18 protein-coding genes are annotated in these 21,451 nt (G+C 34.6%); 10 read left to right on the top strand and 8 right to left on the bottom strand.

Translation table 11 applies throughout. The annotated features are described in order from the left end of the window. Positions 1 to 5 precede the first annotated feature (5 nt). Entirely contained in the window at positions 6 to 1,280 is a 1,275-nt protein-coding gene (gene glyA / locus ACZ1JT_RS11285) for a serine hydroxymethyltransferase (protein ID WP_465093931.1), read from the bottom strand. A gap of 113 nt (positions 1,281 to 1,393) precedes the next feature. On the opposite strand from glyA, the gene fahA reads away from it, so the two are divergent. The 5 genes from fahA to ACZ1JT_RS11260 all read left to right on the top strand — a co-directional run bounded on the left by fahA (position 1,394) and on the right by ACZ1JT_RS11260 (position 7,021). Continuing rightward, positions 1,394 to 2,677 (top strand): fumarylacetoacetase, encoded by a 1,284-nt coding sequence (gene fahA, locus ACZ1JT_RS11280; RefSeq protein ID WP_465093930.1) that lies wholly within the window; start codon positions 1,394 to 1,396, stop codon positions 2,675 to 2,677. Positions 2,678 to 2,751: 74 nt separating this feature from the next. Beyond that, entirely contained in the window at positions 2,752 to 3,270 is a 519-nt protein-coding gene (locus ACZ1JT_RS11275) for a hypothetical protein (RefSeq protein WP_465093929.1), read from the top strand. 160 nt (positions 3,271 to 3,430) lie between these two features. Then, the gene (locus ACZ1JT_RS11270; protein WP_465093928.1) at positions 3,431 to 4,615 is read left to right on the top strand and encodes a hypothetical protein; all 1,185 of its coding nucleotides are present in this window, start codon (positions 3,431 to 3,433) and stop codon (positions 4,613 to 4,615) included. A gap of 105 nt (positions 4,616 to 4,720) precedes the next feature. Continuing rightward, positions 4,721 to 5,566, top strand: coding sequence for a TolB-like translocation protein (locus ACZ1JT_RS11265; protein ID WP_465093927.1), 846 nt, complete (start codon positions 4,721 to 4,723; stop codon positions 5,564 to 5,566). Positions 5,567 to 5,569: 3 nt separating this feature from the next. After that, positions 5,570 to 7,021 (top strand): N-acetylmuramoyl-L-alanine amidase, encoded by a 1,452-nt coding sequence (locus ACZ1JT_RS11260; protein ID WP_465093926.1) that lies wholly within the window; start codon positions 5,570 to 5,572, stop codon positions 7,019 to 7,021. Between the two features lie 35 nt (positions 7,022 to 7,056). Here the strand turns inward: ACZ1JT_RS11260 and ytxJ are convergent, their stop codons facing one another. Then, on the bottom strand, positions 7,057 to 7,467 hold the full coding sequence (gene ytxJ, locus ACZ1JT_RS11255; RefSeq protein WP_465093925.1) for a bacillithiol system redox-active protein YtxJ: 411 nt from the start codon (positions 7,465 to 7,467) through the stop codon (positions 7,057 to 7,059). 131 nt (positions 7,468 to 7,598) lie between these two features. On the opposite strand from ytxJ, the gene clpB reads away from it, so the two are divergent. After that, positions 7,599 to 10,199, top strand: a complete 2,601-nt coding sequence (clpB, locus tag ACZ1JT_RS11250) for an ATP-dependent chaperone ClpB (protein WP_465093924.1) — start codon at positions 7,599 to 7,601, stop codon at positions 10,197 to 10,199. A 136-nt stretch (positions 10,200 to 10,335) separates the two neighbouring features. Here the strand turns inward: clpB and ACZ1JT_RS11245 are convergent, their stop codons facing one another. Next, positions 10,336 to 10,827: a hypothetical protein gene (locus ACZ1JT_RS11245; protein ID WP_465093923.1), complete on the bottom strand. Its 492-nt coding sequence runs from the start codon at positions 10,825 to 10,827 to the stop codon at positions 10,336 to 10,338. Between the two features lie 182 nt (positions 10,828 to 11,009). Here ACZ1JT_RS11245 and ACZ1JT_RS11240 point away from each other — a divergent pair, with 182 nt between their 5' ends. Next, entirely contained in the window at positions 11,010 to 11,522 is a 513-nt protein-coding gene (locus tag ACZ1JT_RS11240) for a DUF4199 domain-containing protein (RefSeq protein ID WP_465093922.1), read from the top strand. Between the two features lies 1 nt (position 11,523). Continuing rightward, positions 11,524 to 12,768, top strand: coding sequence for an MFS transporter (locus tag ACZ1JT_RS11235; RefSeq protein WP_465093921.1), 1,245 nt, complete (start codon positions 11,524 to 11,526; stop codon positions 12,766 to 12,768). 45 nt (positions 12,769 to 12,813) lie between these two features. On the opposite strand, the gene ACZ1JT_RS11230 is transcribed toward ACZ1JT_RS11235, so the two are convergent. Together ACZ1JT_RS11230 and ACZ1JT_RS11225 are read right to left on the bottom strand one after the other, a co-directional pair. Continuing rightward, on the bottom strand, positions 12,814 to 13,353 hold the full coding sequence (locus tag ACZ1JT_RS11230; RefSeq protein ID WP_465093920.1) for a hypothetical protein: 540 nt from the start codon (positions 13,351 to 13,353) through the stop codon (positions 12,814 to 12,816). Between the two features lie 315 nt (positions 13,354 to 13,668). Then, positions 13,669 to 13,953 (bottom strand): hypothetical protein, encoded by a 285-nt coding sequence (locus tag ACZ1JT_RS11225; protein ID WP_465093919.1) that lies wholly within the window; start codon positions 13,951 to 13,953, stop codon positions 13,669 to 13,671. 145 nt (positions 13,954 to 14,098) lie between these two features. Here ACZ1JT_RS11225 and ACZ1JT_RS11220 point away from each other — a divergent pair, with 145 nt between their 5' ends. Next, positions 14,099 to 14,647: a GNAT family N-acetyltransferase gene (locus ACZ1JT_RS11220; protein WP_465093918.1), complete on the top strand. Its 549-nt coding sequence runs from the start codon at positions 14,099 to 14,101 to the stop codon at positions 14,645 to 14,647. 24 nt (positions 14,648 to 14,671) lie between these two features. Beyond that, the gene (gene smpB, locus ACZ1JT_RS11215; protein ID WP_465093917.1) at positions 14,672 to 15,124 is read left to right on the top strand and encodes an SsrA-binding protein SmpB; all 453 of its coding nucleotides are present in this window, start codon (positions 14,672 to 14,674) and stop codon (positions 15,122 to 15,124) included. Here the strand turns inward: smpB and ACZ1JT_RS11210 are convergent. The 3 genes from ACZ1JT_RS11210 to ACZ1JT_RS11200 all read right to left on the bottom strand — a co-directional run bounded on the left by ACZ1JT_RS11210 (position 15,121) and on the right by ACZ1JT_RS11200 (position 21,407). Beyond that, entirely contained in the window at positions 15,121 to 15,762 is a 642-nt protein-coding gene (locus tag ACZ1JT_RS11210) for a protein-L-isoaspartate(D-aspartate) O-methyltransferase (RefSeq protein WP_465093916.1), read from the bottom strand. The genes smpB and ACZ1JT_RS11210 overlap by 4 nt on opposite strands. 117 nt (positions 15,763 to 15,879) lie before the next feature. Then, positions 15,880 to 17,025 carry an efflux RND transporter periplasmic adaptor subunit gene (locus tag ACZ1JT_RS11205; RefSeq protein ID WP_465095293.1) on the bottom strand — a complete coding sequence of 382 codons (1,146 nt, stop codon included), beginning with the start codon at positions 17,023 to 17,025 and terminating at the stop codon, positions 15,880 to 15,882. A gap of 41 nt (positions 17,026 to 17,066) precedes the next feature. Further along, positions 17,067 to 21,407, bottom strand: coding sequence for a CusA/CzcA family heavy metal efflux RND transporter (locus tag ACZ1JT_RS11200; RefSeq protein WP_465093915.1), 4,341 nt, complete (start codon positions 21,405 to 21,407; stop codon positions 17,067 to 17,069). Positions 21,408 to 21,451 lie beyond the last annotated feature (44 nt).

Here is a 21,451-nt window from a genome sequence, read left to right as displayed (position 1 = left end):
TTCAATTAAAAAACGAACATAGCTCTTTCGCTCATCATATCGTTTACTTCATCGGCAACTTGCTCTAGAACTTCTTCATTAGTATGATTCATGATAACGCGATCAATCATGTCTACAACAGTTTCCATATCAGATTCAACTAAACCGCGTGTGGTAATAGCTGGAGTTCCTACACGAATACCTGAAGTAACAAATGGTGATTTATCATCGAAAGGAACCATATTTTTATTTACTGTAATCTCTGCCTTAACTAGAGCATTTTCAGCTTCTTTACCAGAAATCCCTTTGTTTCGTAAATCGATTAACATCATATGGTTATCTGTACCGCCAGAAATAATATTGTACCCTCTTTTCACAAAAGCTTCAGCCATAGCTTTAGCATTTTTCTGAACCTGCATAGCATAACGGAAGAACTCATCGGTCAACGCTTCACCAAAAGCTACTGCTTTAGCAGCAATAATATGCTCTAAAGGTCCACCTTGATTCCCAGGGAAAACCGACATATCTAAAACGTGCGACATCATACGGATTTCACCTTTTGGAGTGGTTAATCCCCATGGGTTTTCAAAATCTTTACCCATCATTATCATACCCCCACGTGGTCCACGCAAAGTTTTGTGTGTAGTGGTAGTAACAATATGACAATGAGGAATTGGATCATTCATTAATCCTTTAGCAATTAAACCTGCTGGATGTGAAATATCTGCCATTAAAATTGCTCCAACTGAATCTGCAATTTCACGGAAACGTTTAAAATCCATATCACGAGAATAAGCCGAAGCACCCGCTATGATTAATTTTGGCTGTTCTTTTGTCGCAATTTCTTGAATTTTATCATAATTCAAACGACCTGTCTCCTGCTCTACTCCGTAAAATACCGGATTGTATAATTTACCCGAGAAATTAACCGGCGAACCATGTGTTAAGTGACCTCCATGCGATAAATCGAAACCTAAAATTTTATCTCCCGGTTTCAAACAAGCTGCAAAAACTGCAGTATTAGCTTGAGAACCAGAATGCGGTTGCACATTTACATATTCGGCACCAAATAATTCTTTGGCTCTGTCGATAGCAATTTGTTCGATAACATCTACTACCTCACATCCACCATAATATCTTTTTCCAGGATATCCCTCTGCATATTTATTGGTTAACACTGAACCTGCAGCTTCCATTACTTGGTCGCTTACAAAGTTTTCAGATGCAATAAGTTCTAATCCATGGATTTGTCTGTCTTGTTCTTCAAGAATTAAGTCGAAAATTTGTTCGTCGCGTTGCATTTTCTATAAAGTTTGTTAAATCGAGCTCAAAAATACGAAAAGTGTTTGGTAAAATCCCAATTGAAACTATATTTGATGATTGAAAATACTTTATTCATATAAAACACAACATCATGCCTATAACAGCAAACGATCCAAATAGAAAATCTTGGTTACCAGTACCCGAAAATTGTGATTTCCCAATACAAAATATACCTTTTGGGGTATTTATTACCAAAGAAGACGTGGTTACCATTGGAACGCGAATTGGTGATTTCGCTATAGATATGGGAGCCTTACAACAATTAGGGTATTTTGAAGGTATCGATTTAACCGACGATATGTTCATGCAAGATACTTTGAACGATTTTATATCGGATGGAAAAAAAACGTGGCGTTTAGTACGTAACCGTTTAGCCGATATTTTCGATGCAAACAATGCTGAGTTACGAGACAATCAATCACATCGCGACGTAGTGGTTTTTAATATTGCCGATGTAGAAATGCAACTTCCGGTTCAAATTGGTGATTATACCGATTTTTATTCGAGTAAAGAACACGCGACCAATGTTGGTAAAATGTTCCGTGATCCGGAAAATGCTTTGTTGCCAAACTGGTTACACATCCCTGTAGGATATCATGGTAGAAGTTCTACAATTGTTCCTTCGGGAATTCCAGTGCACCGTCCAATGGGACAAACAATGCCTGCAGATGCAACAGCTCCTGTTTTTGGACCATCTCGTTTGGTTGATTTTGAATTGGAAACCGCTTTTATTACAACCGATGCTAATATTATGGGAGAAAACATTCCTGTAGGTGAAGCAGAAGAATATATTTTCGGAATGGTATTGTTAAACGACTGGTCGGCACGTGATATTCAAAAATGGGAATATGTACCACTAGGACCCTTTTTAGCGAAAAACTTTGCTTCTTCAATTTCTCCATGGATTGTCACCCTAGATGCTTTAGAACCTTTCCGTTGTGCATCGCCAAAACAAGAACCAACGCCACTTCCTTATTTACAACAAAGTGGTGATCATGCTTTTGACATCAATTTAGAAGTATCCATTGCTCCTGAAAACAACCCGGAAACTTTAATTTGTAAATCGAATTTCAAATATATGTACTGGACTATGAGTCAGCAGTTAGCACACCACACCATTAACGGTTGTAGAATTAACTCGGGTGACATGATGGGTTCTGGAACAATTTCGGGACCTACAGAAGATTCTTTCGGTTCAATGTTGGAACTTACTTGGGGTGGAAAAAATCCAATCCAAATGAAAGACGGCTCAGAGCGTAAATTCATCAATGATGGCGATACCGTTATCATGAAAGGATATTGCAAAAACAATGAAGTACGTATTGGTTTCGGAGAAGTGTCTAGCAAATTATTACCTCCAATTCCTACGAAATAATAGATTTTACACTTTCATTAACATATCAATAAGAGCAGTTTACCTAAATTGCTCTTATTTTTTATACAAAAGCAATGAAAAAAAACATATTGTTTGCCCTTATACTTTTTACCATTATGACTAATGCACAAAAACCTTGCGAAAAAGACCCAATATACAATCAGTTTGATTTTTGGGTTGGCGAATGGAGTGTTTATGACTTGAAAGGTAATTTAGCCGGAGAAAGTAAAATCTCAAAAATATTAGACAATTGTGTAGTTTTGGAAGAATGGACATCGGCCAATAAACAACAAGGCTTAACCTATAGCGGTAAAAGTTTCAATTCGTATAACGCTGCTACCAAACAATGGCAACAAAACTGGATAGACAACATTGGTGGAAGTACCGAATTTTTAACCGGGCATTTTGAGAACGATGCGATGCATTTTATTAGTCGACCATTTAATAATGGCAAAAATATTGTTTCTGTTAGACGTCTTACTTTTTATAAGTTGAAGGATGGAAAAGTACGACAACATGGTGAAATATCGAACGATGACGGTAAAACATGGACTACCGAATACGATTTGGAATACAGACCCAAACAAAAATAAAGTAAGGCTCCGAAATTAAATTTTCGGAGTTTTTTTTTATTTTTTTCTAGCCCCGATAGAAACGGCATCCTTTTTGTATTTCTTTTTAAAATACAAAAAGATATAGTGAATAGCGGGAAAAGCTCCTGAAAAATTATATTTTTGCTAAAATTAACTATTTATGAGAAAAATTACTTCATTATTTTTATTGTTACTTTTTATTTATTCATGTGGTGTTAAACACACACAAAGCATGCTTAGCGACGGAGATTATGACGGCGCTATTTATCGCGCTGCTGAAGCACTAAAAACCAACAAAACTTCGAAAGGAAAACAAGACTATATCTATTTGATGGAGGAAGCTTTTGCTAAAGCTAAAGAACGTGATTTACGCGCTATAGATATGTTATCTAAAGATGGTAACCCTGCTAATTTGGAAAAAGTATACAATACTTATTTACAGTTAAGCAACCGTCAGGAAAAAATTAGACCGTTATTACCTTTACGTTTAATGAAAGAAGGGCGTAATGCTATTTTTCCGTTTGAAGATTATTCAAATCAGATTGTAAACAGTAAAAATGCTTTGTCTAAATACTTATACGATAATTCTAAATTGTTACTAAAAACGAATGATAAAATGAGTTATCGTCGTGCATATGATGATTTTGCCTACTTGGAAAGTATTAATCCGGGATATAAAGATGTAAAACAATTAATGGATGAGGCTCAATTTAAAGGAACTGATTTCGTTAACGTATATACTAAAAACGAAACGAACATGGTTATCCCGGCTCGTTTACAAAGCGACTTGTTGGATTTCAGTACTTTTGGATTGAATGATAAATGGACTGTTTACCATAGCAACAAGCAAAAAGGAATTAATTACGATTATGGGATGATTGTTAATTTCCGTCAGATTAATATTTCTCCGGAACAAGTAAAAGAGAAAGAATTTATTAAGGAAAAACAAATTAAAGATGGAACTAAAACCTTGTTAGATGCTAACGGAAATGTGGTAAAAGACAGTTTAGGAAACCCTATCAAGGTTGACAATTTAAAAACTATACGCGTTAACATTTATGAATTCCGTCAGTTTAAAGCTTGTCAGGTAACTGCAAAAGTTGATTATATTGATTTTAGAACAAACCAACTTATCGACACGTTCCCTTTAGCTAGCGAGTTCAATTTTGAATACATTTATGCAAATTACAACGGAGACAAAAGAGCTTGTGACGATAACTACTTGCAATATTTCGACCGAAGAGCCGTTCCATTTCCAACCAACGAACAAATGGTTTATGATACAGGAGAAGACTTAAAAGCGAAATTAAAAGCAATTATTACTCGAAATAAGTTTAGACGATAACAAACTAAAATATCTTATAAAAGACACCTCCTATTCGAGGTGTTTTTTTTATTTTAAAATTTAATTTTTGTAGTATATTTACTACTTAATTTAATTTTTTAATTTATGAAAACAAAAATTTTAATCGTCGCCACAATGCTATGCATGAATCAGCTTAAGGCACAAAAAATCTCAAATCCGATATGTTTAAACATTGAAGGTTCGTTTACAAATCCGGTTCCTTCACCCGATGGGAAAATGGTATTACTCACAAAAGAACACAACCGTGGAGTGTACTTATTAAACCTGGAAAACAAGTCAATTACTACAATTTCCGAAAAGTATGGTATTGGATATGGATATAGCTGGAAACCACATAGTAAAATGTTTTATTTTAAAGAAAAAGATGAACAAGATTATTATGCAAATTCGACTGTAAAGGTCTATAGCGTTAAAGACAAAAAAACAGAAATCGTAACTGTAAATCACAACTATTTACCTTCTTATAATGGCTCAAGAAATACTATTGTAGTATATACCAATACAACATCATTGAAGATTGAAGCTATTGATTTAGTCACTTCAAAAAAGTGGACTGTAACACAAAACGACGGACAATACTATAATGCCATAGTATCTCATGATGGCAAAAAAGTAGCAGTTCACCAAGGCTCATTTATTTATGTTTATGATAGTAATGGAAGCGATATAGGAAAACTTATTGGTCAAGGCATTGCTACAGCTTGGTCTGAAGACGATAACTATTTACTTGGTTTCTTAGACGAAAGCAAAGACGGGCACACAGTAAGCAATTCGGATTTATTATTATTCGATGTAAATAACGCTAAAGCAATACCATTAACCAAAACCGACAATCAATTGGAAATGTTTCCGACATTTCTTGGAAAATCACAAATAATTTTCACCGATGACAAATCCGGTAAACTTTATGTTTCACAAATTACATTATAAGCCATGAACAAAATTTTAATCTATCTTTTTATTTTCTTTACAACATTAACGTTAGAAGCTCAAGTTGTAGTTCTAGATCCTGGTCATGGGTACGGCGCTACAACCAGCAATAATCCAGATGGTAGAACAGCCACAGAAATTGAAACCGCACTAGAAGTGGGTTTACGAACGCGAACACTAATTCAAAACGCTTGTAGTACATGGACGGTTCAAATGACAAGAACAACAAATCTCAACAGTTGGATTTCAGTCACACAACGGGCACAAATGGCAAACAATTGGAATGCCGACCGATTATTAAGTATTCATTGCAATGCTGGAGGCGGAACAGGAACTGAAACTTTTTACTGTACAGATAGTGATACTAACACCGCTCCTGATATTGCATTTGCCCAAAAAATCCAATCCGATATGGTTACTAATGGCGCTTGGAATAACAGACGTTGCGTTGAAGACAACAGCTTCTTGGCTTATCATTTAGGAGTATTAAAATACTCGTCTGCAACGGGATGCTTAAATGAAATTGGTTTTGTGGATTCTAGTGATGCAACAAAATTAACCAGTTCAACTTGGAGAGATACCTTCGCTCTTTCCTATTTCAACTCATTAAAATCAAGCTTAAATTTGAGCTGTAACACAACACCAGCTCCGGGTAATTTCTCACTAACAGCAACACCTGAATGTAATGGAACCACTAGTCAGATTAAGCTAACATGGACTTCTTCCACTAATGCAACTTCTTATGATATTTACCGAAACGGATCGTTATATGCAAGTAATGTAACTGGTACACAATATCTAAACACATACATAACTATCGGAACAACTTATACCTATTCTGTAAAAGCAAAAAATACAGCTGGAACAACCAACAATTCTAATGGGTCATTATCTGCAACTGCTATAACTTGCACCCCAGGTTCTTTTACTTTAACAGCTACAGCAACTTGCAGCGGTTCATCAAGTGCCATCAATTTAACATGGACAGCTTCAGCCAATGCAACTAGCTATGACATATACAGAAATGGTAATCTATATGCTTCAGATGTAATAGGAACAAGTTTTTTAAACACCTATCTAATCAATGCAGGGACAACCTATTCATACTATGTTAAAGCTAAGAACAGCGCCGGAGCAGTAAACAATTCAAACGGAACAAAATCAGTTACAGCAATTAGTTGTACCAAACTTTCAGAAGAAAACACTGCAGATATTACAGTTTATCCAAATCCGACAGATAACTTTATTACAATTAAACTGATAAATCAAAATTCAGGAGTAATCAATTTAACATTATTTGATAACCTTGGGAAAGCTATCCTTCAAAAAAATGAGAAAACAATTGATCATGAATTACAAACAGATTTAGACTTAAGTCCATTACCTAGCGGTATTTATTACTTAAAAATTATTTCTGGTGAAAAAAAATACCTTCAAAAGGTAATTCGAAAATAAATTAAAAATCCGAAGCTTCAACTTCGGATTTTCTTTTAAATATATTTTTTTAAGTCATCTGCATCAATATCGCTGTGGGAAGCATCATAAATTGCCTTACCGTCTTTAATTACAATTAACTGAGGCGATTGATGTACCACTCCAAACCGTTCAGCAACTTCGTTTGAAACCGAACGATGGGCTAATAAATCTAAAAAATACAATTCCATTTTTTCAAATTCAATATCAAACTGATTTGAGAACTGATTCCATACCATTCTACTAACGGAACATCTTGTACTATGCTTAAAAATGGCAACAGGCTTTTCAAAAGAAATTTTTTCTATTTCATCTAGCGGTGTTTCTTCCAAATACATCCAAAATGACTTTGGTTGTTCCTCTTTTTTAGTATTATTTTCACCGAAAAGCTTAGTTAAAAAACTCATTTTTGTCTTGATTTCAGACATTTTGTCTTAATTTTATATGTTTTTAAAATCAAAAACAGTCATTTTGTCTTGATTTTCACATTGGAACACAAATTGTCTATTCACTTGCAAAGCTAAACAAAAACAACAAGCGACAAACAACATTTAACGATATGAATTTAAATAACTTAACAATCAAATCGCAAGAAGCTTTGCAACAAGCACAGCAAATTGCACAAGCCAACGGTCAACAACAGTTGGAAAACGAACACATTTTTAAAGGAATTTTAGAGGTCGATGAAAACGTTGCACCTTTCATCCTAAAAAAACTGAATGTTAATCTAAACCTGTTTAAACAGATTTTAGACAGTACCATTCAGAGTTTCCCGAAAGTATCGGGTGGCGAAATTATGCTTTCCCGTGAAGCTGGGACTGCTTTAAACGAAGCCAACATCATTGCTAAAAAAATGAACGACGAATACGTTTCCATCGAGCATTTAATTTTAGCCATTTTCAAATCAAAAAGTAAAGTTGCCCAAATCTTAAAAGATCAAGGGGTAACCGAAAAAGGATTAGAAGCCGCGATTGCCAAAATCCGTAAAGGAGAACGTGTAACTTCCGCTTCGGCTGAAGAAACTTATAACGCCTTAAACAAATACGCGAAGAATTTAAATCAATTAGCTAACGATGGTAAACTCGATCCGGTAATTGGCCGTGATGAGGAAATTCGTCGTGTACTTCAGATTTTATCGCGCAGAACCAAAAACAATCCGATGTTAATTGGAGAACCTGGTGTGGGTAAAACCGCCATTGCTGAAGGATTAGCACACCGAATTGTAGCTGGCGACGTTCCCGAAAACCTAAAAGATAAAGTAGTTTTTTCTTTAGACATGGGTGCCTTAATTGCCGGAGCAAAATACAAAGGAGAATTCGAAGAGCGATTGAAATCGGTAGTAAAAGAAGTAACTTCGGCGGAAGGCGATATCGTACTTTTCATTGACGAAATCCACACGTTGGTTGGTGCTGGAGGTGGCGAAGGCGCAATGGATGCGGCAAATATTTTAAAACCTGCTTTGGCGCGTGGCGAACTAAGAGCTATCGGAGCAACTACTTTAGACGAGTATCAGAAGTATTTCGAAAAAGATAAAGCACTAGAGCGACGTTTCCAAAAAGTATTGGTGGATGAACCTGATACTGAAAGTGCGATTTCAATCCTACGCGGAATTAAAGAGAAATACGAAACACACCATAAAGTTCGAATCAAAGACGATGCGATTATCGCTGCCGTGGAATTATCGCAGCGTTACATCACCAATCGTTTCTTACCGGACAAAGCCATCGACTTAATGGATGAAGCGGCTTCCAAATTGCGCATGGAAATCAATTCCAAACCGGAAGAACTAGACGTTTTGGATCGTAAAATCATGCAGTTGGAAATCGAAATCGAAGCCATCAAACGCGAGAATGATGAAAACAAGCTGAAAATCCTAGGCATGGATTTGGCCAACTTAAAAGAAGAGCGCAACGAAGTGTACACCCGTTGGAAATCAGAAAAGGATTTGGTAGACAACATTCAAGCAGTAAAACAAGAAATTGAAGATTTCAAAGCCGAAGCTGAACGTGCTGAACGCGATGGCGATTACGGAAAAGTAGCCGAAATCCGTTACGGAAAAATCAAAGACGCTCAGGAAAAACTGGACGCTTTACAAAAGCAATTACAGGAAAATCAATCGGATAAATCGTTAATTAAAGAAGAAGTAACACAAGAAGACATCGCCGAAGTAGTAGCTAAATGGACTGGAATACCAGTAACTAAAATGCTGCAAAGCGAGCGCGAAAAGTTATTACACCTTGAAGACGAATTGCACCGCAGAGTAGTCGGACAAGAAGAAGCCATTCAAGCAATTAGTGATGCGGTTCGCAGAAGCCGTGCTGGATTACAGGATGCTAAAAAACCAATCGGTTCTTTCCTATTCTTAGGAACAACCGGTGTCGGTAAAACCGAATTAGCGAAAGCCTTGGCAGAATATTTGTTCGATGATGAAAACGCAATGACAAGAATCGATATGAGCGAATATCAGGAGCGTCATAGCGTGAGCCGTTTGGTGGGTGCGCCTCCAGGTTATGTAGGCTATGATGAAGGTGGTCAGTTAACAGAAGCCGTTAGAAGAAAACCGTATTCGGTAGTATTATTGGATGAAATTGAAAAAGCACATCCGGACACGTTCAATATCTTATTACAAGTATTGGATGAAGGACGCTTAACCGACAACAAAGGGCGTCTAGCTGATTTTAGAAATACAATCATCATCATGACGTCCAACATGGGAAGCCATATTATACAAGAGAAATTTGAAAACCTTAAAGGTGGAATCGAAGCGGCAACTGAAGCAGCAAAAGTGGAAGTTTTAGGTTTATTGAAACAAACGGTTCGTCCGGAGTTCATTAACCGAATTGACGAAATTGTGATGTTCACACCGTTAACAAGTGATAACATTAAAGAAATTGTGGGATTACAGCTAAAAAGCGTTATCAAAATGTTGGCACAACAACACATCACGATGGATGCAACACCGGAAGCCATTACTTACTTATCCGAAAAAGGATACGATCCAACATTCGGGGCAAGACCGGTAAAACGAGTAATTCAGAAGGAAGTTCTAAACCAACTTTCCAAAGAAATTCTTTCCGGAAAAGTAGCCACAGACAGTATCATACTGTTAGATAGTTTCAATGGTGAACTGGTTTTCAGAAATCAGACTAACGAAAAATAATTTTTAGTTTTTTCATATTTTTTATTTAGGTTTTTGGTTGTACCCGACTGGTTTTTAAAAGAATCAGTCGGGTATTTTTATAAAAAAAATCCCAACTGATTATCTCAATTGGGATTTATATAATTAAAAGGCATTTTTAATTTTCACCATCATCACCATCTTCGTGATTATCATCTCCCCCATCATGATCTCCACATTCTGAATTTGCCGATTCTAGAACCGATTCTAATGCTTCATTATCTTGAACCACTGTAGTTGTATTCATTCCGTCAACCACGGTTAAAGGGTATTGAATTGTTAATACATCATTATTCTCCAAAGTAGATAAAAATGCATACAGTTCATCATCATTATTAAACGTTTGTGTAGATGAAGCATCACTGATACTAATTGGATAAATAACATCTAAACATTCGATATCTCCCCCATCTTCATTCTCGTTGTCATCATTATCATCTGAGTCACGATTAGTTATTGCAACTCCAGAATGTGCTACTTTAGAAAGAAGCTGAACTAATTTTGAGTTTTTATTCAATCTATTGGAATTAACCGAATCTTCTTTTTGACAAGAAATCAAAACACTTATGGTTAATAAAACCGAAGCCATTAATAGTAGTCTATTTTTCATAGTTTATTAGATTTAGTATCTCAAATATAGCAAATTAATTAACATAAATTCAGCATTTTTAAAAAAAATAACAACTTCAATAAACTGCTAATTTTATTCATTAAAATCATTTAACGATTAATTTAAAATCCACTAATAACAATATTTTTTTCATATTTTTGAATCTAACCAAAACAAACTATATGAATAAAATTATTACTCGCAACGGACTTATCGGTGGTCTAATCGTATCGATTACCATGGCAGGGATGACACTCTATATGAAGTCAAATCCGACGTATGAGCCAAATATGCTAATAGGTTTCGGAAGCATGTTAATCGCTTTTATTTTCGTTATAATCGGAATAAAACAAAAGAGAGCAGAAAACAACGACTCAATATCATTTAAGAATGCTTTTTTAACGGGATTTTTAATTTCATTAATTATTTCAACCATTTATGTACTAGCATGGTTAATTATCTATTATAACTTTTTTCCGAATTTTATGGAACAATTTAGTGAAATGACCCTAAATCAAATCCGTGAAACCGGAACTGCAGAAGAATTAGCTGCAAAAACAAAAGAAATGGAAATGATGAAAGAATGGTATAAAAGTCCGATAATGATTATTCTTCTAACCTACATGGAAATATTACCTATGGGAATTGTTGTTTCATTAATTAGCGCATTGATATTAAAAAAACAACAAGCATAACATGACCGAATTAACAACAACCGAAAAACTTAAACATCTATTCTCTTTTCCAGTTATTGTAGCCGCTTTAGGCTATTTTGTTGACATATATGATTTGTTACTTTTTGGAATTGTTCGAGTTCCCAGCTTAAAAGATCTTAAATTGGATGTTGACACTGCGGGTACATTGATTTTGAATTTCCAAATGACAGGACTCTTACTCGGCGGAATACTGTGGGGAGTTTTAGGAGATAAAAAAGGAAGACTTTCGGTTTTGTTTGGTTCCATACTAGTATATTCTTTAGCGAATATTGCCTGTGGCTTTTTACCCTATTTGCCTTTTGAAGACAAAACTACCTTATATGCCGTTTTACGCTTTATTGCCGGAATAGGTTTAGCGGGCGAATTAGGTGCTGGTATAACATTAGTTTCCGAATCATTACCCAAACAATTACGAGCTATTGGAACTTCTTTAGTTGCTGGCTTTGGATTGTTAGGTGCTGTATTTGCGCAATTAACCGTTGAACTTGCTGGCGACTGGACCATAGCATATTTCATTGGTGGAAGTTTAGGCCTATTATTATTATTACTGCGCGTTAGTGTAGTAGAATCAGGCATATACAACGATATTAAAGATACCGAAACTATCGAAAAAGGAGATTTTCTATCATTTTTCACCAATTGGAAGCGATTTGTAAAATACCTTAAATGCATCGCTATAGGCTTACCGACTTGGTTTTGCATTGGAATTTTAGCAATGATGGCCAATCAGTTTGCACCAGTTATGGGTATCACAGATATAACACCCGGTAAAGCAATTATGTGGGGTTATGTTGGTATTTCAGCAGGTGATTTTGCCAGTGGTTTTATTTCGCATGCTTTACGTTCAAGAAAAAAAGCCATACTATACATGATGTTATTTACCATAATTGGCGTTGTATTACTCCTTTTAAGTAAAAATATTACCGAAAACATGTATTACTTCTATTGCGCTTGGCTTGGTTTAGGAACTGGTTATTGGGCGATGTTTGTGACAGTTGGCGCTGAACAATTTGGCACTAACATACGAAGTACAGCTACTACAACCATTCCAAATATGGTTCGAGGAATGTTACCAGTGATGCTATTAGCTTTTGATAATTTAAAGATTAACAACGGAGTTATAATTGCCGCTGCCATTGTTGGAAGCGTTGCCTTTTTTTTAGGTATTTATTCTACGCTTACAATTGATGAAACCCACGATAAAGACTTAGACTTTATTGAATAAAAAAAGCTGCTAAATGCAGCTTTTTTTATTCATTACTTATGCTAACTAACTCTTTAAAATTTCACCTTTAGAGTTAACTACAATTTTTTTAGTTTCTTTATCTTTTTTGAGTTTTAAATTGTATTCTTTTTGAATAACATCACCATCTTGTTGTGCGTATAAATACTTGTCTTTTTCAATAGACCAACCTGGAAAATTTCTATAAACAGCATAGATAACAGGCAATGGCAATGAAACATTATCGTATTTTTCAATTACATGGGTTAGCTTTCCTTTTTCATTATAAGTTGCCACCAAAGAACCATCTTTTACTTTCATAGTAACCAAATAATTATCATAACCTTGATAATCTTTACCTAAATCGTAAGCGATAAAGGCATCTTGAAGTTTTTTTATTTTTATGTCTTTGTTTTCATATTCCGGTAGATAAACCGAAAAATCATCTCCTGCTCTTTTAATTACAATTTCTGGTAATCGGCGGGTTTCCATTGCTTCCTCATCTGGAATTATAGCTTTTGTATTTTCTTGCGCAAATGCTGTGAGCGATATGCACAACACAACGAATAATTTAATGATTGATTTCATAGTGAAGTTCGATTTTGATTAATGATGATTACGTTTTCCTAATTCAATAAAATGCAAACGAATAAGGCTTACTAATTTCTTCCCCTTTTTGTTACAAATTGGCATCTTATAAAAAACCCTAGCATGTATAAAATCGAAACGATTTCAATATAGAAGGTAAGCAGAAATAAATTACAGTAGTAGTTGGAGATTATCTGTCTCGTAAAGGTAATCTATTTATAATCAGGGTACTGTTAAAATTAACCACATGAAATGTTATAATTTCAACTGATTTTTATTTTATTTTAATACGAAAAAAGCTGTCAAAAGACAGCTTTAAATTGTTTTGTAAATTCTCTTAATTGGGATGACAGTACCTTGCTTAAGAATAATCCTTTCATCGGTTATTCCCCATACTGTTGTATCAACCATTTTTTTAGATTTATTATCCTCAAAATAGATTTTAATCTTCAAATGCTCTAAATTTCCAAGAGCTAAGGCTCTATTTAAATCATTTTGTCGTTGAAGAATGGCATCTTTATCATCACCCAACACCTCATCTTCAGGAAAGACTAAAGAGTTAATCAACTCTTTGTCAATAATTTCAAAGTTCGATTCCATAGAAAAGCAATAATTAGTCAGTTAGTTTTTGGTCTTATAAATTTAATAATTTTTATAAAACAATTGCAAAATCAATAAAATTTTTAATCAATTTCTTAAATATTTTTTTAAATGCTATTTTTACGGTAATAAAAGGAAACCAATAATGCTGAATTTTAATTTTTCTCCATTCCCAATTTTAGAAACAAACCGATTGATATTAAGACAGATAGTTGAAGACGATGCTCCAGAAATGTTTGCATTACGCTCCAACCCAGAAATCATGCGCTATATACCTCGAGAGATGCCTAAAAACATGGATGATGCAATCAGTCATATTCAATTCATGCAAGGCCTTTTAGAAAGTGGTGAATGCATTAACTGGGCAATTTGTTTAAAAGATGATAAGACACTAATTGGAAACATCGGTTTTTTTAGAATGCAACCTGAAAATCATCGTGCCGAGGTTGGCTATATGCTTTCTACAGAATTTCATGGAAAAGGAATAATGCAAGAAGCGCTAACACACATTATAAGCTTCGGATTTAACAATATGAAACTTCATTCTATTGAAGCTGTTACCGATCCTGAAAATTATGCCTCATGGAAACTTCTCGAAAAAAACGGATTTGTTCGTGAAGGTCATTTTAAAGAAGATTGTTTTTGGCAAGGAAAATATCTTGATAGCTACGTATATTCACTTTTGAATAAATAACTTTTTACCTACCTTTGCGCTCCTATGCAAAAAACTGTCAACATACTTAATAAAAGAGCCAAATTCGATTATGAAATACTCGAAAAATATACGGCTGGAATTGTTTTAACCGGTACGGAAATTAAATCTATCCGTTTGGGAAAAGCTGGTATTGCTGAAAGTTTTTGCGAGTTCCACAATGGCGAACTTTTTGTAATCAACTCAAATATAGAAGAATACTTATACGGAACGCATTACAACCACAAAGCCAAAAGCGAGCGTAAATTACTTTTAAACCGTCGTGAATTAAAAAGTTTGGAGAAAAGCCTTCAAAACAAAGGTTTAACGATAGTTCCTTTGCGCTTGTTTACCAACGAAAAAGGATTAGCAAAATTAGACATCGCGTTATGTCGTGGAAAGAAAACCTTTGATAAACGCGAAACCATTAAAGACCGTGATAACAAACGTGATCTTGACCGAATTAAAAAATCACATTAATTTTTATCTTCTAAAAGCGGAACAAAACGGAAGTCACCAAATTCATGCTTTTCGAATTGTGTTTCGTTTTTACGGATAAGAAGTGTCATTACCTGAACATCTTCTCCAACAGGAATTACTAGCCTACCGCCTATTTTTAATTGCGCCATAAGTGGCTGCGGAATAAATGGTGCTCCAGCCGTAACGATAATACTATCAAAGGGAGCATAATTTGGTAAACCTTTATACCCATCACCAAAAGCCAAGTGCTTAGGTCGGATGTGTAATTTCGGCAACAATAGTGATGTTGATTTAAACAATTCGTTTTGACGTTCTACAGAGTACACTTTGGCCCCCATTGTACACAAAACTGCTGTTTGATACCCCGAACCAGTACCAATTTCAAGTACCTTATCATCTTTTTTTACCTGAAGCAATTCGGTTTGAAAGGCAACGGTATACGGTTGAGAAATAGTCTGTCCGGCACCAATTGGAAAAGGTTTATCCTGATAGGCAAAATCTTCAAAGCTTGAGTTCAGAAACAAATGTCTTGGAATTTTACGAATTGCTTCCAACACATTTTTATCGGTAATTCCTTTTTTTTCTAAAAGGGTTACCAACTGATTACGAAGTCCTTGATGTCTGGCTAAATCTCTCACTTTAACGGCGTATTTATTTCTGTAAAATTAGAAAAGAAATTGGCATTCTGAAATCAAAATGCCAATTTTATAATTAGGAAGTCGGTAACGCTTTAGCCTATGCTGATTATAAACTTATTATTCTTCTTCAGATGTGTTTTTTAATTTCATCAATAATGTATAAGCTCCTTTTCCAACAATTGTTTTTCCTTTAAGCTCTTCCGGATTTAATATGCTAACAAAACCGTTTTCTTCTGTGCCTAAATCTACTTTATACATTTTATACGTTTGCTTTCCGGTTTCCAAAAAAACAAAATTACTGCCTTCAAAACTTACAACACTTTCCTCTGGAAGCGAATTTTCGAGAGAATTTAAAGTTTCAATTTCAGCATTCATATACAACCCAGGAAGCAATTCTTTATTGGCATTGGTAAACAAACAATGAATTTCAGAAATACCATTAGTACTTATATCTTTATTGATTAAAGTAATTTTTGCCTGATATTTCTTTTCGGGATTTGCATTACTATAGGCCACGACTTTCTGACCAATTTTTAAAGAATTCAAGTCTTTTTCATATACCTTTAAATTCAAATGAATATCTGAAGGATTAATCAATTCAAATAAAATATCTGAAGGTGTAACATATTTCCCCACATTAACATTTACCTTACTTACATAACCGTTAATTGGACTCAAAACCGGAATGTTTTTGGAAATCTTGGCCGCTGTTAATGTATTGGGATTAATATTAATCAAGGTAAGTTGTTCTCCTAAAGAATTCATAGCAATTTGAAACGTATTCATTTCTGTTTGTGCTTGTTGCATTACTTTTTCACTGGCAGCTTGATTCTTGTTTAAATCGTTTTGACGGGTATAATCTAAAACTGCGTAGTTGTATTTCGATTTAGCCTGAAGATAATCTTGTTGCAATTTTACATATTCCGGATTTTCCATAATAGCAAGAACCTGACCTTTATGAATTTGCATTCCAGGAATTAACTGTGTGCTTTTCATATACCCTCCTAATGGAACGCTTACCGAAATTAGATTTTGAGGTGGAACATCAATTTTCCCATTTAACTGAATTACTGATGCCATATTTTTTTCAGACAGTTTAGTAAATGTTAACTCTGAATTTTTAAACTGTGCATCAGTTAAGTTTACTACATTTTCATCGGTTTTTGTATTTATTTCTGTCTCAGATTCTTTATCCGATTTACATTGAAATAAAAATACCGACAACATAATAACTGCCAATAACTTAAGTTCTTTAGACAACATATTTTGAAATGATTGTATTGAAATAGATAGACGCATCGATTTTAATTTAGATTAAGATAGTTAATTCTTGTAATATTTTCATTTAGAGCCCAAACAGCATCAGCAAAATTATTTTGAACAGAAATTGCTTGGTTAACTAACATCACAAAATCTAGATAATTAATTTCACCGTTTACAAATTGAAGATCGGCAATTTTAAAAATGGTTTCGGCATTCTTTAAACCGGTTGTTTTGTAATACGTCACAATTTCTTTATTGCTCTGATAAGAAGCTATTAACTTATCATATTCTGTTTGCAATGTTGCCTGCGTTTTTTGATATTCTTGTTCCGCAATTTTTTCTTCGATTTTTGAAGTTTGCACACGAGCTCGTTGTCCGAAAGTAAACACAGGAACTGATATTCCGGCTTGTAACGCATTGAAACGATTGTTCGCGCCGTAATTAACACCATCTGGTCCTATCCCTTTAAAACTTGTATTATTATAGCCAATCATTAAATTGGGCAATAACTTTGCACGCTCCACTTTGGTTTGACTTTGAGCAACTTCCTGTCGTTGTTTAACTTCCAATAACAATGGATTTTGCGCTATATCTTGTTTTGATTCATCCAATAGTAATTCAAATTCCGATTGATCGACTTTATAGTTTGTTTCCGAATTAAGCAACAATTGAAACTGAAGATATGTTAGTGTTTTTTCCTGTTGAATTTGTTTTAACTTAATCTGAATTTCTCCTTTTTGATTTTCAGCAGTTATTTTCTCCAGTAAATTGCTTTCACCTTTGCGTAATCTGAGTTCTGATTTTGAAAAAAACGAACTGTATAACGTATCAGCTTTCAATAATAAATTTTCTTTTTGATGCAAATAAACCAGAGTATAATAGGCTTGAGTCACCGCTTTTTTTAATTCAAATTCTCGTAACGAAACTGCGAGAACACTTCGTTTCCATTCGTTAACATTTAGTTGTTTTTGTTTGAAGTATAAACTAGGAAGCGCAAAACTTTGAGAAACACCAAATTTTGTATCATTGTAAACACTGTTAATTTGACCATAATCGGCAGTAATATTAGTTTGAGGTATATCTGCCGCAGTTTTAATCATAGCTTTAGCATAATCCGATTTTAGCTTTTCACTTTTCAAATTATGATTATTTTCCAAAGCCGTTTTTATTGCTTCATCGAGAGTAATTTTAGATTGCGCATTAATTGATAAACTAGCAAAACATAAAAGAATTAATATTAGATTTTTGTTTCTGAAAAATTTCATAGGATTTCCTTTTTCAAATTGAATAAATAAAAGAGGTAAAACAAATAAAGTCAAGAAAGTAGCGATTAATAAGCCACCAATAACAACGGTTGCTAAAGGTCGTTGTACTTCGGCTCCGGCACCATTACTTAAAGCCATTGGCAAAAATCCTAAAGAAGCTACAAAAGCAGTCATTAGTACTGGTCGAAGACGCTTACGAGTTCCATCAATCACAATTCGGTTAACATTAGAAATACCATTCTTTTTAAGTCGGTTAAACTCTGCAATTAAAACAATTCCGTTAAGAACAGACACACCAAATAGTGCAATAAAACCTACTCCGGCGCTTATACTAAATGGCATTCCTCGAAAGGTTAAAAAGAAAATACCCCCAATAGCCGAAAGCGGTATTGCAGAATATATTAACAAACTGTCTTTTACCGATTTAAAAGCAAAAAACAATAAAATAAAAATAAGCACCAAAGACACCGGCACTGCGATCATTAGTCGTGCTTTAGCTTCATTTAGATTTTCAAATGCCCCGCCATAGGTAATAGAATATCCAACCGGCAATTGAATTTGGTTTTCAACCTTTTTTTGCAATTCTTGAACAATACTTTGTACATCTCTATCTTTCACATTAAACCCAACTATTATTCTTCGTTGTGCATTTTCACGCTGAATTTGATTGGGTCCATCTTTAATTTCAACATTTGCCAATTGATACAAAGGGATATTTTCTCCAGATGGCGTTGGAATCAATAATTGCTTAATATCATTCAAATTTCTACGATTATTACTGTTTAATCGAACCACCATATCGAAATGCTTTTCCCCTTCATAAACTAAACCAGCACTCTGACCCGCAAAAGCCGTATTAACCACTCGATTAATATCTGCAATAGATAAATTGTATTGAGCGATCATTGGTCTGTTGTATTTTATGATTACTTGAGGCATTCCAGTAACTGGCTCAATATAGAGGTTTTGCGCCCCATCAACTGTATTAACAATTTTTCCTATTCGTGAAGCTGTACTTGCTAACGAATCTAAGTTTTCACCAAAAACCTTTATTACTACATCTTGTCGTGCTCCCGTCATCAGTTCATTAAATCTCATTTGAACAGGATATTGAAACCCTACAGTAATGCCTGGAACATCTTCTAAAGCCTTACTCATTTTTTCAGAAAGTTCTGGAAACGTTTCAGCTGAAGTCCATTCTTTTTTGTCTTTCAATACAATTATCATATCACTGGCATCCATAGGCATAGGATCTGTTGGCACTTCTCCGCTTCCTATTTTTGTCACTACTTTTTCCACCTCAGGAAAACGTGTTTTTAGTATATGAGCAGCCTTCTGAGAATGCTCCATTGTTGTATTAAGATTACTCCCACTCAATACTCTGGTTTCAACAGCAAAATCACCTTCTTCTAAGGAAGGTATGAACTCTCCTCCCATTCGGAATAAAACAAGCAATGCTATTATGAACAAACCAAAAACTGACATTAATACAACTTTTGGCCTTTTCAAAACTTTTATCAGATTGCTTTGAAACACCTTTTCGACTTTTGTCATTATGGTATCCGATAAATTAGGAACTACATTTATTTTTTTACTTAATACAAATGAGCTCATCATTGGAATGTATGTTAACGACATGATGAATGCGCCTAAAAGAGCAAAAGCAACAGTTTCTGCCATAGGTTTAAACATTTTCCCTTCTATTCCTTGTAAACTTAATATTGGAAGATATACAATCAGAATAATTACCTGTCCAAATACCGCACTATTCATCATCGTACTCGCAGATTTAACTACTGTGGTGTTCATTTCCTGCTGATTGAGTTGTGTAAGCTTTTTATATTTGGCATTATGAGATAGATGATGCATAACCGATTCAACAATAATAACCGCTCCATCAATGATTAATCCGAAATCGAGTGCACCTAAACTCATTAAGTTTCCACTTACGCCAAAAAGATTCATCATACAAACCGCAAACAACATTGAAAGCGGAATTACAGAAGCAACCAATAACCCTGCGCGCAAATTTCCAAGAAATAAAACCAAAACCAGAACCACAATTAAAGCTCCTTCCAATAGATTTTTTTCAACAGTCCCGATGGCATTGTTTACCATTTTTGTTCGGTCTAGAAAAGGTTCAATTACAATTCCCTCAGGAAGAGTTTTTTTGATTTCTTCTATTCTCTCTTTTACATTTTTAATAACATGATTACTATTGGCACCTTTCAACATCATAACTACAGCACCGGTAACCTCACCATCGTCATTATAACACATAGCGCCATAACGAGTAGCATATCCTGTTCGGACTTCGGCTATATCTTTGATAAACAAAGGGAATGTTCTGCCCTCTTTAGGTAAAGCGATGTTTTTAATATCTTCAATGTTTTCAATTAAACCTTCACTTCGTATATAGAGTATAGTTGGCCCTTTTTCAATATATGCTCCACCAGTATTCTGATTGTTCGTTTCTAATGCATCAAAAACATCATTGATTGTTATTCCATAAGCGTTTAACTTGTCTGAGTTTACAGCAATTTCAAGTTGCTTTAACTTCCCTCCAAAACTACTTACTTCGGCTACGCCTTTAACGCTAAGCAATTGGCGACGAACAATCCAATCTTGAATAGTTCTCAAATCGGTTAAACTGTATTTTTTTTCATACCCTTTTTCAGGCCTCACCATATATTGATAAATTTCTCCAAGCCCTGTAGAAATCGGGCCTAATTCTGGAGCACCAATACCTTTAGGAATTTGACTTTGAACCTGTTGCAATCGTTCGGTTACTTGTTGTCGTGCCCAATAAATGTCGACATCATCTTCAAAAACAATGGTAACTAACGACAATCCGAAACGAGAAAAACTTCGAACTTGAGATGTACCTGCAATATTACTCACCGATTGTTCAACTGGAAAAGTTACCAAACGTTCAATATCGTTAGCACCAAATGAAGGAGCAACAGTTATAACCTGAACCTGATTGTTTGTAATATCCGGTACGGCATCAATAGGTAATTTTGTGGTTTGGTAAATCCCTAGAATAACTAAAGCGATTACCAATAAACCAACTATGAGTTTATTCCTTACGGAAAACTCTATAATTTTAGTAAGCATACAATATATGTTAATTTAAATTGAAAACACTGCTAATCAATTAT

The sequence above is a fragment of the Flavobacterium sp. IC2-16 genome (assembly GCF_055521455.1).
This window is presented reverse-complemented; position numbering and strand designations above follow the sequence as displayed.